This window comes from Kitasatospora sp. NPDC056138, assembly GCF_042264695.1.
GTDB lineage: Bacteria > Actinomycetota > Actinomycetes > Streptomycetales > Streptomycetaceae > Kitasatospora.
The window spans coordinates 38,019-50,413 of sequence record NZ_JBHJVK010000059.1 but is presented as its reverse complement, the minus strand read 5'-3'; the positions used below and the strand labels follow the sequence as shown (position 1 = coordinate 50,413).

The window sequence follows — 12,395 nt, the reverse complement described above, 5'->3', positions numbered from 1 at the left end:
ACCGCAACCCAGGTGGCTCAGACGTGGGAGGCCACGCGGCAGCCAGCCGCGCCCTACCCACAAGCCCGGTCCCATCAGGGCCGGGTCAAGTTGACAAATGCTGTGGCATCGACGCCGGGCGCGTGGTCGGACAGGAGTGCGGCGAGTCGGTCGTGATAGGCGGGCGGCCAGCTTTCACAGTCGTCGTCATCCGCACCGGGGCGGTTGAGGTGCTCCACGGCGTAGGCGCGGACGTGCTCAGGGGGCGAAGTCGAGGCGTACGAAAGGGTCGTGGTGGATGCGCTCGAGCGGCACCCCTGCGTGGTACAGCGCCCGGGCGGCACTGACGATCATCGGCCCGGGGCCGCTGACATAGGCGTCGTGCTCCCGCCAGGGGCCGGCCGCCGTCAGCGCCTCGGGCAGGCCGGAGGCGGCACCGGGGATGTCCGGGTCGAAGACGGTGGCCCGTACGGTGAGCCAGCGGTGCTGCTGCGAGATCCGGCGGATGTCCTCGAGCCCGTGCGGTTCGTTCGTGCCGCGGGCCCCGACGAAGACGTCCATTCGTCGTTGGACGCCGTCCAGGAGGGCCTGCTCGACCAGTGCGCGGATCGGTGCGAGCCCGGTGCCGCCGGCGACGCACACGAGGTCGCGGGTGGAGGCCGGGTCGAGGACCATGTCACCGAGGGGCCGGCCGAGCCGGACGACGTCGCCGACCGCCGCACGGTGCACCAGGGCGCTGCTGACCGGGCCGCGAGGAACGGCGCGGATGTGGAAGGTGATGGTCCCGTCCGGCCGAGGCGCATTGGCGGGGGAGTAGTAGCGCCAGCTCTTCGGCCACCACGGGGTCTCCATGCTGACGAACTGCCCGCCGGTGAACGGGTACGGCTGGTCGGTCCGCACGGTGACCTCCGCAAGGTCGGGGCCGTACCTGTGGTGGTGCACGATACGGGCGTCCCAGACGGCCGGCCGCTCGGCGGCGTCGGCCAGCGCCGCCCCGTCCATGGCCTGCGCGACCGCGGTGTAGGCGCGGGTCCAGGCCGTGGCGACGTCCGCGTTCCAGGCGGACCCGGCGAAGTGTTCCAGTGTGGCGAGCAGGCACTCGCCGACCGCCGCGTGGTGTTCACTCCGAGTGCCGAACTTGCGGTGGTCGCGGCCCAGGTCGGAGCAGAAGCGGACCAGGTTCTCGGGATCGTCCACCAGGTCGACGATGAGCAGCAGGGCGCGTACCAGCTTGTCGTGCTGGATGTCCATGTGCAGCGGGAACAGATCGCGGACCTGGGGGTAGCGCTGGAACAGCGTCGCGTAGAAGTGGACCGGGAGGTCCGCGGCATGCGGCTCAACGGCGGCCCGGCTCGCCCGGAGCAGGGCGATGTCCCGTGCGGACAGGAGCGCATCGGCGCCGTGGCGCTGTGTCGCCGGCTGCGGACGGCCCTGCGAATTCTCCGACACAGAGAGGTTTCTGACCGAGTGTTTGACGCCAAACTTCACGCGGTGACTCTCCTGTCCAGTTCTTCGCGTCGAGAACTGTTTGCTGCGGGCCCGGAAAACGCCTCATTCTGCCCATGGCGCCAATCGGATTTGCAAGCGGAATCCGGTGAATCATTTGTGAAGTGTGCGCTACTGGCCGGTAGTGGCCGTATCTGGTACCGTCCGTCCGCGTGCGACCGGCTGCGTGGACGGGTAACTGGTCCTTGAATTCCGGCCGCACGGTCGGGTCGGAATCCCGCCGGGCCGAACCGTCGGTGTCCGATCGCCGTAGCCCGGTCCCCATTGAAGTGAACCGATGGTGATTCTGCTCATTCGGTGGAGAATTCCGGGGCGTTGTGACCCGCCACGGCCTGCGAGATCGACGGGCTCCGGACGGGCTCTTTCGGTCCGGCATCGGCTCGTCTTGCAGCAGGCGGCAGAGGCGCCGGAGGACCGGTCGCGGGCGTCGGCGTCGGCCCTGACGGCGTAGAGCTTCCCAAGTTTTAGTGGTCGGCGTTCGAAATCCTTCGGGGGGGCGACGTGAAAATCAGTGGCGGGGGAGAGACAGGCGCTATGCGCGGTGGACCTGGTGGTCCGCCGCGGCAGTTGGGTTGCCGCGTTGGCCGAGGCGGCCTGCTGGAGCCGCCCCGAGCGGTCACTGGCCGGCACCGTCTGCTCCGGTCACCGGGCTATCCGGCCGGCACTTCCGCGTTCTGATCAAGGACCGGTGCCAGTGCCCGGAGGAGGTCTGAGGGGTCGCGGTAGAGCACGGCGGTCATGCCGGCCGCGCGGGCCGCGTCGATGTTTGCCTGGGTGTCGTCCACGAACAGGCAGCGCCCGGCCGGGACGCCCGCTCGTTCCACGGCGATCTGGTAGATCCCAGGGTCGGGCTTGGCGATGCCGACGCGGGAGCTGTTGACCACGTGGTCGGCCAGGTCGGTGAGTCCGAGCAGAGCGAGGTCCTCGTCGAGCCACACGGTCGCGTTGGTGACCAGCACGACGGGCACCCTGCCGCGGAGCCTCCGGATCAGCTCCACCACTGCCCGGTCTGCCCGGAAGGGGGCATGGGCGAAGGCAGTGGCCAGGGTGTCAGCCTGCCGGGCAGGAATCTGGCTGGTCAGGGCGTCGGTGATGGAGGCGGTCCACTGGGCCCGGCTGATCTGGCCGAGCAGCAGCGGCAGGTCCCGCTCCGGGGCGAACGCAATCTCAGCGGTGGTGCCCTCGGGGAGCCCGGCGGTCCGCTCCAGACGCCCAACTTCCGCGAGGTCATAGAGGCGGATCACGCCGTCGAGATCGCACAGCACTGCGTCGAACGCCAGGCTCTCCATAGGCCGTGATCATTCCAGACACCCATCGGCGCCCTGCCCCCGCCCGCGGGCACCGTATCGCGGCACCCGGCTGTCGGCGGCCCCGGCCGGTTCGGTACCAACACTGGCCGGGACCGCCGGAGTCCTGCCCGGTCCCCGTGCCGGGGCGCGGCACACTGCCGAGGTCGTGATCCACTCCTGCTGATCGGCCTACCTGCCTTGCCTGTTCCTGCCGCCCGCCCCATCGTCCTGACCGCCGCCGAGCGGCAACGGTTGAAGAAGGCGGCCTACAGCCACAAGACTCCGCACCACGCCGGGGTCCGGTCACGAATCGTGCTCCTAGCGACCCGGGGCAGGCCCAACGCGCGGATCGCGGCCGAGGCGGGAGTGCACGCGGACACCGTGCGCACCTGGCGGGGCCGGTTCGCCGACGGTGGCCTGCCCGCCCTGCCCGCCCTGCCCGCCCTGCCCGCCCTGCCCGCCCTGCCCGTCCTGGCCGTCCTGGCCGACCGCAAGCGCAGCGGGCGCCCGGCCCGCTTCACCCCGGTGCAGGTCGCCGTGGTGGTCACCGTCACGGTGAGGACGGGGACGGCGCGCATGGTGGGCGGCCGGGGTCGGGTGTGACCGTTTCCCCTGCGCGGTCGTTGGAACTGGCATGACCGCTGGAAGGTCCCGTTCTGCCGCCGGCCAGGCCCTCGTCTCCGCGGCCGTGATCGACATCGGTCTGCCCATGGCCGGATCGCCGGCAGCCGAAACCCATCGAGAACCCGAGGAGAACGCATGAGTGGCGAGCCCACGTCCGAGAATCTCCCCCTGCGCCTGCGCATCGACCAGGTGCTCTCCTTCCCGGAGACCGGCGTGTCCATCTACGGGACGGTCGAACAGGGCGTGATCACGGCGGGGATGGGAGTCACCGTCACCCACAACGGGACATCGGTGGTGAGCACCGAGGTCCTGACCGTCAAGACCAAGAACGAGGGGTTGCCCACCGACGGGAAGCCCGGCGACATGGTGGGCCTGCGACTCAAGGCACCGCAGGACGAAGACGGCGACACCGTCGACCTGTTCACGATGGTCAGCGTCGGAGACTTCATCGGCCGCCGCTCCGACTGATCCGCCGCCGTACCCGGACATTGCCCTGGCCCCCCGGCGACTGACCGCCGTTGTCCCGCCGGAGGGCCTCGCCGGGGAAGGGCTCAGCGGATGCCGACGGTCTTCCAGGCGTTGTTGACGGCGTCCAGTTCGGTCCCGCTGCCGTAGAGGTCCTCGGCGACGGTTGCGGTCAGCTTGGCGAAGTCGGCGAAGGTCGCCTCTGCGGTGAGCTTGCCGCCGGTGACGGCGTCGTACCAGATCCGGCCGGCCTTCTCCCAGGCGTGACGCCGGCCTGCCGCTACGGGACGTTCCAGGCAGAGATGACCGGCTGCCCGTGCTCAATGGCCAGGAAACTGAGAGAGCCCGGGTGCGGGTGGCCGAGCAGCCGGGCAGCGGACGCATCGAGCCCGAGCCAGCGCACGGTGATCACTCGCGCCAGATGGCCGTGAGCGACCACGGCGACATCGCCCCCGCCCAGCAATGGCCGAATCCGGTCCAGCACCGCGTCCGTGCGCGCGGCCACCTGCTGGAGCTGTTCGCCAGGATGGGTGGCATCCCCGGGAATGACGCCGTCCCGCCACAGATCCCAGCCCGGCCTGGACTCCTGGATCTGCTCGGCGGTCAGGCCCTCGTAGCCGCCGTAGTCCCACTCCACCAGATCCGGATCAGGCTTGACATCAGCCAGGCCCGCAAGCTCGGCCGTCCGCATCGCGCGGCCCAGCGGGCTGCTGAAGACCGCGACCAGACGACGTTGGGCCAGTCTCGGAGCTAGCGCCCTGGCGGCGGCCTCACCCGCATCGGTCAGCGCAACGTCGGTGCGGCCGGCGTGCTGGCCCGACAGGCTCCATTCGGTCTGCCCGTGCCGGACAACTATCAACTCTCCCATGGCCGTGCACGATATCTGACGACCTGTCGGCCAGGTCCGGAGGCCGGTTCATGAAGAGCACGATCCGGGATGGGCGGAGCCTGACATGGCCGAACCCGTCCCCGCCAGCCAACCAACCAAATGAGATGTCTTCTTAAGCCTCCAGACCACCTACGAGGACAAGGCCCGCGACGCGATCACCCTGGCCCGGGCCGCGCAGGACAGCGCCCGGTTCGATGCCGGTACGCCGAGGCTGATGGTGATGCTGTCCATGCGGGAAGCCTTCGGCCATGCCAGCGCGCAGGACCAGGAGTCCACCCGCCGAGCCATCGCGGACGCGCACCGGTACTTCGAGCGGATCGACCCCGCCGATGACGGCCCGGCGTGGGTTCAGTACTTCGATCGGACGAAGCTCACCGTCGACACCGGCATCGCGCTGGGCCAGCTCGGCGACGCGTCTGCGGCCGAACCGCTCATCGAAGAGACCATGCGCAGCGAGGCGTCGGCGAACCTGCGAGGGCGCGCGTTCCATTCCTTCTGGCTCGCGTGCACCCAACTCCAACGGCGAGAGGTGCGCACCGTCTGGGTGTCCATCACGACCGCGCTGGCGTCCTCGTGCCGTCCCCGGCTCTCGCGGACCTGCCAGCGCAGCAGGTCGTGAATGGTCTGGTCGGTGCCGTCGTCGCGCCACTTGCCGAAGTAGTAGTAGACCGCGCTGGGGGTCGGGAGATCGTGGGGCAGGTAGCGCCACTGGCAACCAGTGCGGGTTTGGTACAGGACTGCGTTGACGATCTCTCGCATGCCGTACCGGCCCTGGTGGCCACTGACCGACGGGTGCCGCCCCTTCCAAGCCGTGATGACCGGCCGGATCAGCTCCCACGCCTCATCCGACAGGTAACTCGGGTAGGGCCTACGCTCGCCCACACCTACAGCAGACCGCATCCCCGCCGAATGTCAACCGCCTTTGCGGGAAGGAGACTTCGATAGAAGGGCGAACCGCCCATACCCTTGCAGCCCGCTCTCACAGGTCTCGGCGGCGTACGACGAGCGCGGCGAAGGGCACCGCGACCAGGGGCCAGGCGGCGAATACGATCCATGCCTCGATGGCCGCCCCCGGGTAGTGGATGCCCGGTGGGAAGCCGAGTTCGTCGAGGCGCCACAGTCGCTGCCAGGCGGTGTAGGGCATGACGTGCGCGATGGCGGCCGTCCAGCGATGCCGCTCGTCGAAGAACTCAGGGACCAGCAGGAGCAGGGCCGCCGTCGTGACCATGGTGGTCGCTGTGTGCCTGATGACGGCGCCGATGCTCATGCCGATCAGCGCACACACTGGTGCGAGCAGGGTGGAGGCAAGGACACCTCGCAGCGCGCCGGGGTGGCTGATCGACAGGTTGATGTGCCGACCGGACAGAACGGCCTGGGCTACGGCGAACGAGGTTGCGGCGACCAGTGCGCCGTAGACGGCGGTGGCGGCGGCCACGACCAGCGACTTGGCGGCCATCAGGGAACGTCGGGCGGGGACGGCCGTGAAGGTCGTGCGCACCAGGCCGCTGGCGTATTCGCCCACGATGGCGATCGCGCCGATGCTGCCGGTGACGAGCATGAGGACCATCGCCGCACTGGGGACGAAGGCGTCCGCATAACCCGCCGCCGGATAGCTCGCCCGCAACTGCGGCGAATAGCTCGGCCAGTTGCGGTAGTCGGCAAGGACACCGTTGGCGTTGAACAGGACGAGGGCCGCCGCGCTGAGGGCGAAGGTCCACCGGATCGAGCGCAGCGACCAGAGCTTGATCCATTCGGCGGCGAGCAGGTCGCGGAACCGGGGACGGGGCTCAGGCGCGGTGGCTCGGACAGTCGTCATGGGCTTGGTCATCGGGATTCTCCGGCGCGGTACTCGACGTGATCGGCGGTCAGGTCCATGAACGCCTCCTCCAGGGAGGCGTTCCGTGTGGCCAACTCGCCCAGCAGTATGCGGCTCTGAAAGGCGAGTTCGCCGATCCGGGCTGCGCTCAGACCGGCAACCTTGAGCGTTCCCTCGCCGTCCCGGCGCACCATCGCGCCGTGCGCGGTGAGCAGCACTGTCAGTGCGTCGGGCTCGTGCGTCCGCACCATAACGCTGGCCCCGGCGCTGCGCGCGGCGAACTCGGTCAGGCTTTCGGCGGCGATCAGTTCGCCCCGGCCGATCACGATGAGTTGGTCGGCGGTGTTCTCCATCTCGCTCATCAGATGGCTGGAGACGAACACCGCGCGGCCTTCAGAGGCCAGGCGATGGAACAAGCCGCGTACCCAGAGCACGCCCTCGGGGTCGAGGCCGTTGAGCGGCTCGTCGAAGAGCAGCACCGGCGGGTCACCAAGCAGGGCGGTGGCGATGCCGAGCCGCTGCTTCATCCCGAGCGAGTACCCGCCGATCCGTCGGCGCGCCGCGTCGGCCAGTCCGACTTCCTGCAGGACCTCGTCCACCCGGCGGCGCGGGATGCGGTTGCTGCGGGCCAAGGCCCACAGGTGGGCGTACGCGCTGCGCCCGCCGTGGACGGCTGCGGCATCGAGCAGCGCACCGACCTGGCGCAGCCCGCGCGGATGGTCGCGAAACCGGCGCCCGCCGACCGTGACGGTGCCGCTCGTCGGCCGGTCGAGCCCCAGGATCATGCGCAGAGTGGTGCTCTTGCCCGCTCCGTTGGGGCCGAGGAAGCCGGTGACGTGTCCCGGCCGCACAGTGAAGGTCAAGGCGGTGACGGCCGTTGTGCTGCCATAACGCTTCGTCAGTTCTTTCGCTTCGATCACGCGGCCAACAGTGCCGGGAACGACACGCCTTCGGCGTCGGACCGGTGTCCGCTCTTGCGGCTTCCGGTCAAGCCCGCGTCGTACGACCGTGGTCTGACGCCCTGACGGAGATCACGTGGCTACGATCGGGCGCATGTCCGTCTCGCCGAGCCTGTCCCTGCTCACACGAGTGCCGCAGGGTGTCTACACGTCGCTGACCTGGTGCGCGGCAATGGTGTACGTGCTGGCCGTGTACGCCACGTTCCCCGGCCAGTTCCGACCGATCGACTACCCCCAAGCGGGGACCAGCCCCTCGGGCTCGGGCTACCTGGCCCTGGCAGCGGCGACCGCCGTGACGCTGGCCGGCAGCGCCGCACTGCACCGCAGGCCGCTGCCGGCATTCGCCCTGCTGCTCGCCGGCGCGTTCACCGCCTCGATGGCGCTGAACATGCAGCAGATCCCGATTCTGCTGTTCCTGGCGGCCGACGTGGCGCTGGGCTTCCTCGCCACCGCCCGCCCCCGTGGGACCTCGCTCACCGCAGCCGCCCTGGCACTCGGCGCACTGATCGCCTACCCGAGCTTGCGGCTGCTGCTGGCAGGGTCGGTCAACACCACGGCGGAACTTGCCGACGCCCTGTCCGGCGCGGTCGCCTGGCTGATCGGCAACACGATACGTCAGGCCCGCGACCACACCCGCAAGTCGCGCGCCCAGACAGCAGCCCAGGCCGTCACCGCCGAGCGGCTGCGGATCGCGCGCGAGCTGCACGACCTGGTCGCGCACAACATCGGCATCGTCGCTCTCCAGGCCGGCGCGGCGCGCATGGTGATCGACATCGATCCGCCGAGTGCGAGCGAGGCGATGACCGCCGTCGAAGCCGCCGGCCGGGAAACCCTGGCGGGGCTGCGCCGCATGCTCGGCGCGCTGCGTAAGGCCGAACCCGATGACCCGTTCGAGCCCGTGCCGCTGGGGCCGGTACCGGGCTTGGCGGATGTCGAGCGGCTGGCCACAGCGACGACGGTGGCCGGTGTCCGGGTTGAGGTGCGGTGGCAGGGCGAACGGCGACCACTCCCTCCGGAGATCGACCTGTCGGCCTTCCGGATCCTCCAGGAGTCGATCACCAATGTGGTCCGCCATGCCGGCGCGGGCTCGTGCCAGGTGTTCATCGACCAGCGTCCCGAAGAGCTGTCCATCGAGGTCCTCGATGGCGGGCGCGGGTGCGGCGCCACGGCGGGCTCCGGCTACGGCCTGATCGGAATGCGCGAACGAGTCGGCCTACTGCACGGCGAGTTCTCTGCCGCGCCCCGTCCCGAGGGAGGCTTCCGGGTGACCGCCCGCCTGCCCCTGCCGACAGGGGTTCGATGACCATCCGCATCGTCCTCGCCGACGACCAACCGCTGGTGCGTGCCGCCCTGCGGATGGCCACCGCCACCAACCCCGAGATCGAGGTCGTGGGAGAGGCCGGCAACGGCGTCGACGCGGTCCGGCTCTGTGAAAGCGCCCGGCCCGACATCGTGGTGATGGACATCCGCATGCCCGGCATGGACGGCATCGAAGCCACCCGCCTGATCACCGCCGGGCCCACCACAGCCCGCGTCGTCGTCCTGACCACCTTCGACGACGACGAGTACGTCTACGCCGCACTGTGCGCCGGTGCGTCGGGCTTCCTCGTCAAGGACATGGCGCTGGAGGACATTCTCGCCGCGATCCGCGTCGTCGCCGCCAGTGACGCCCTGATCGCACCGAGCGCCACCCGCCGCCTGATCGCACATCACGCAAACCGCGCCGAGCCGACCGCAGCGCGGCAATCGCTCGACGGCGTCACCGAACGCGAACGCGAGGTACTGGCCCTCGTCGGACGAGGCCTCTCCAACACCGAGATCGCCGCCCACCTCACCATCAGCATGGCCACCGTCAAAACGCACATGACTCGTCTGCTCGCCAAGCTCAACGCCCGCGACCGCGCCCAACTCGTCATCACCGCCTACGAGACGGGCCTGGTGTCAGTGCGTCCCTGATCAACGCCTTGCCGCCGTGGCCCGGGCCCCGGTGCCCTCCCATGACTTCGACAGGTGCCTTCACCGACCCGAGTCGTCGCCGCCAGCCGCAAGACAGGCCAGCACGGCCTGCAAGCCAAGGACGTCTGCCGGGTACTCGGCCTTGGCACCGATCCCCGCCCCACCGAGGGCGCCTGAGTCCGCGACCTGTTCGGCCACGGCACGACCGCGCTGCGCCACTACGGGCCGGCGGCCGCTCGTCCGCGCAGGTGACGCGGTAGCGGAGGCGGCACGCCCTGACCGATCCGCGTTCCTGTGGGGAGTGCGCCCGGCCGCACCGTCGGGCGGTGCACACGGCGCCGGTCCCACTCGGAACGCCACAGCTCCTCCACCCGTCCTCCGTCCGGTCGGCACGCGCGGCGACGGATCCGGCGCGCGTCGTACAATTCGCCGCCGGGTGGCTGCGCGATCGGACGACCGGTCGGCCGATGACGTGAACTCGCCTGTGTGCGAAGGGTTTTGCGGATGCATGCGAAGCATCCGAATCGTGACCTGCGATCCGTCCCGGGCGGGAACCCGGGGCCCTGACGTTCACGTCGCCGACATTGCCGTGGCACGCCGTGGCACGCCGTGGCACGTCGCGGCAGTGGTGCACCGACGTCCGTCCGGACGGCGCGGCGCAGCTCGCCCGACCCGAGAGAGACCAAGAGAGAGACTGAGAATGAACGGCCAGACCGAGGGCGCGCCGGCGGAGACCGACGGCCTGTGGACGCTGCCCGGCTACACCCATGAGCGCGAGCTCGGCGCCGGGGCGAGCGGGCGGGTGATGCTGGCCCGGCACGACTCCACTGGCACGCGGGTCGCCGTCAAGTACCTGAGCGCGGCGGTCGGTGACACCGCCTCCTTCCGCAAGGAGGCCGTGCTGCTCGGAGGCCTGTGCTCGCCCCAGGTGGCCGCGCTGTACGAGTACGTGGAGAGCCCCCGGGGCGCCGCGATCGTGATGGAGCTGGTGGACGGCGTTGCGCTGCGCAGGCTGCTGAGCCAGGAGGGCGCCACCTCGCCGGAGGCGGCGCTGGTGGTGCTCAAGGGGTCCCTGCACGGCCTGGCCGCCGCGCACGCGGCCGGTGTGGTGCACCGCGACTACAAGCCGGAGAACGTGCTGGTCGCGGCCGACGGCTCGTCCAAGCTGGTGGACTTCGGCATCGCGGTGCGCAGCGGCGAGCGGCCGGGCGTCGCCGGCACCCCCGTCTACATGGCCCCCGAACAGTGGGCGGGCGAGCCGGCCTCGCCGTCCGGCGACGTGTACGCGGCCACGGCGACCTTCTTCGAGTGCCTGACCGGTACCAAGCCCTACCGCGGTAAGACGCTTGCCGAGCTGGCGGTCAAGCACACCGAGGCGCCCATCCCCGACGAGCTGGCGCCGGAGCCGGTCCGGCCGCTGATCCGGGCCGGCCTGGCGAAGACGCCCGGGGAACGCCCGCAGAGCGCGGCCGCGCTGGTCGAGGAGCTCGAACGGGTGGCGCGTTCCGAGTACGGCGAGGACTGGGAGGAGCGCGGGCGAGGGGCGCTCGCGGCGCTGGTGGCGCTGCTGCCCCTGCTGCTCCCGTCCGGCGGCGGTGCGGGTGCGGGCGGCACCACGCTGGCCACCACGGTGCTGGGCGGCGGCGCGGACTCGGCCGCGGCTTCGGCCACCGCCGACGTCGAGCCCGCACGGCGTCCGCGGCTGAGTCGGAGGGTCCGCATTGCGGCGGGTGCTGTGGGCGTCACGCTGGTGGCCGGGGCGATGGCCGGAATCGCGGCCGCCAACAGCGTGGATGCCGCACGCGTGACGCCCGCGGCTGCTCCGGCACCGGAACTGACGACCTCGCTGGCGCCTGCGGCGAGCGCGTCCTCGGCCGGGTCGTCCGCAAGCGGTTCACCTTCCGCCTCGGCCTCGGTGTCGGCGTCGGCGTCGTCCTCGACGAGCGCCACGCCCGGTGCGACGGCTACTCCCACGACCCCGACCGGGCCGGGCGCTGCGGGCCCGGCCGCCACCGACGCACCTGCGCCGGTCCCCGGGCCGGTGACGGATCCGACGGCCACCACCGGGGGTCCGACTCCGCCGAGCCCGTCGACGCCTTCGCCATCCCCGTCGACGCCCGCGCCATCCCCGACGCCGCTGCGCGTCATCTCGCTGACCATCTCCTCGTACGGCTGTTACGGGAACTACGGCACCAAGGGCACCGTCAAGGTCACCACCAACGGCGCCAACACCGGTACGCTGAAGATCAGTTGGATAGACGGCGGATCATCCCGGAAAGTCGTCGCGACCCAGAGCCTCACGCTCGCCAAGGGCCAGGCCAACGTGTCGTTCCCGGTCAGCCACACCTTCGCGGACAACGCGACCGCGTGGGGCCTGCAGGTCGGCACCGACCCCGCTGCACTCCGGGGACAGGGCAGCTACCAGGAGGTCTACGCCTACCTGTGCAACCCGCCCCGCTGACCGCCCCCGCTGACCACACCGCACCACCCGCCAGGAAGAGACCATGACCACACCTCAAGAGCGCCCGGCCACGGAGACCGTCCCGGAGCCGGACCGCACGCGGCGCCTCGACAGACCGGCGCCGCCCGACCCTGCCGCCGCCACGACGGTGCGGCTCACGCCTGCCGACGTACGCGCTGTCGGTGAGAGCGGTGAGTCTGAGACCGTTGCCACTGTGGAGTTGGAGCCTGCGGCTGCCGCCACGACGGTGCGGTCCACGCCTGCCGACGTATGCGCGGTCGGTGAGAGCGGTGAGTCTGAGACCGTTGCCACTGTGGAGTTGGAGCCTGCGGCTGCCGCCACGACGGTGCGGTCCACGCCTGCCGACGTATGCGCGGTCGGTGAGAGCGGTGAGTCTGAGACCGTTGCCACTGTGGAGTTGGAGCCTGCGGCTGCCGCCACGACGGTGCGG

The 12,395-nt window shown here is 70.7% G+C and carries 11 protein-coding genes and 2 pseudogenes; 6 read left to right on the top strand and 7 right to left on the bottom strand.

All coding sequences use genetic code 11. The annotated features are described in order from the left end of the window. Window positions 1–237 precede the first annotated feature (237 nt). Both ACFC1R_RS29105 and ACFC1R_RS29100 read right to left on the bottom strand, forming a co-directional pair. Complete coding sequence (locus ACFC1R_RS29105; RefSeq protein WP_375943585.1) at window positions 238–1,428, bottom strand: globin domain-containing protein; 1,191 nt, start codon at window positions 1,426–1,428, stop codon at window positions 238–240. A gap of 707 nt (window positions 1,429–2,135) precedes the next feature. Continuing rightward, window positions 2,136–2,774, bottom strand: coding sequence for an HAD-IA family hydrolase (locus ACFC1R_RS29100; RefSeq protein ID WP_375943583.1), 639 nt, complete (start codon window positions 2,772–2,774; stop codon window positions 2,136–2,138). Window positions 2,775–3,086: 312 nt separating this feature from the next. Here ACFC1R_RS29100 and ACFC1R_RS29095 point away from each other — a divergent pair, with 312 nt between their 5' ends. Together ACFC1R_RS29095 and ACFC1R_RS29090 are read left to right on the top strand one after the other, a co-directional pair. Further along, window positions 3,087–3,377, top strand: a complete 291-nt coding sequence (locus ACFC1R_RS29095) for a hypothetical protein (RefSeq protein WP_375943581.1) — start codon at window positions 3,087–3,089, stop codon at window positions 3,375–3,377. A 156-nt stretch (window positions 3,378–3,533) separates the two neighbouring features. Then, a complete protein-coding gene (locus ACFC1R_RS29090) occupies window positions 3,534–3,866 on the top strand; it encodes a hypothetical protein (protein ID WP_375943579.1) in 333 nt (110 codons plus the stop codon). Window positions 3,867–3,949: 83 nt separating this feature from the next. Here ACFC1R_RS29090 and ACFC1R_RS29085 read toward each other — a convergent pair whose 3' ends face one another. The 5 genes and pseudogenes from ACFC1R_RS29085 to ACFC1R_RS29065 form a co-directional block, all read right to left on the bottom strand. Beyond that, window positions 3,950–4,159: a M4 family metallopeptidase gene (locus ACFC1R_RS29085; protein WP_375943595.1), complete on the bottom strand. Its 210-nt coding sequence runs from the start codon at window positions 4,157–4,159 to the stop codon at window positions 3,950–3,952. Beyond that, window positions 4,144–4,731, bottom strand: coding sequence for a histidine phosphatase family protein (locus tag ACFC1R_RS29080; RefSeq protein WP_375943577.1), 588 nt, complete (start codon window positions 4,729–4,731; stop codon window positions 4,144–4,146). The genes ACFC1R_RS29085 and ACFC1R_RS29080 overlap by 16 nt, the downstream gene beginning before the upstream one ends. Before the next feature lie 546 nt (window positions 4,732–5,277). Further along, a pseudogene (locus ACFC1R_RS29075) lies at window positions 5,278–5,634 on the bottom strand (transposase); the annotation flags it as partial. 97 nt (window positions 5,635–5,731) lie between these two features. Then, window positions 5,732–6,568, bottom strand: a complete 837-nt coding sequence (locus tag ACFC1R_RS29070) for an ABC transporter permease (protein ID WP_375943575.1) — start codon at window positions 6,566–6,568, stop codon at window positions 5,732–5,734. 8 nt (window positions 6,569–6,576) lie between these two features. Next, the gene (locus tag ACFC1R_RS29065; RefSeq protein ID WP_375943574.1) at window positions 6,577–7,488 is read right to left on the bottom strand and encodes an ABC transporter ATP-binding protein; all 912 of its coding nucleotides are present in this window, start codon (window positions 7,486–7,488) and stop codon (window positions 6,577–6,579) included. A 133-nt stretch (window positions 7,489–7,621) separates the two neighbouring features. Here ACFC1R_RS29065 and ACFC1R_RS29060 point away from each other — a divergent pair, with 133 nt between their 5' ends. The 4 genes and pseudogenes from ACFC1R_RS29060 to ACFC1R_RS29045 all read left to right on the top strand — a co-directional run. Then, window positions 7,622–8,830, top strand: coding sequence for a sensor histidine kinase (locus ACFC1R_RS29060; RefSeq protein WP_375943572.1), 1,209 nt, complete (start codon window positions 7,622–7,624; stop codon window positions 8,828–8,830). After that, window positions 8,827–9,483 (top strand): response regulator, encoded by a 657-nt coding sequence (locus ACFC1R_RS29055; RefSeq protein WP_375943570.1) that lies wholly within the window; start codon window positions 8,827–8,829, stop codon window positions 9,481–9,483. Before ACFC1R_RS29060 ends, ACFC1R_RS29055 begins: the two co-directional genes overlap by 4 nt. A gap of 700 nt (window positions 9,484–10,183) precedes the next feature. Continuing rightward, window positions 10,184–11,944: a serine/threonine-protein kinase gene (locus ACFC1R_RS29050; RefSeq protein WP_375943568.1), complete on the top strand. Its 1,761-nt coding sequence runs from the start codon at window positions 10,184–10,186 to the stop codon at window positions 11,942–11,944. A gap of 43 nt (window positions 11,945–11,987) precedes the next feature. Then, window positions 11,988–12,395, top strand: a pseudogene (locus tag ACFC1R_RS29045) (hypothetical protein); the annotation flags it as partial.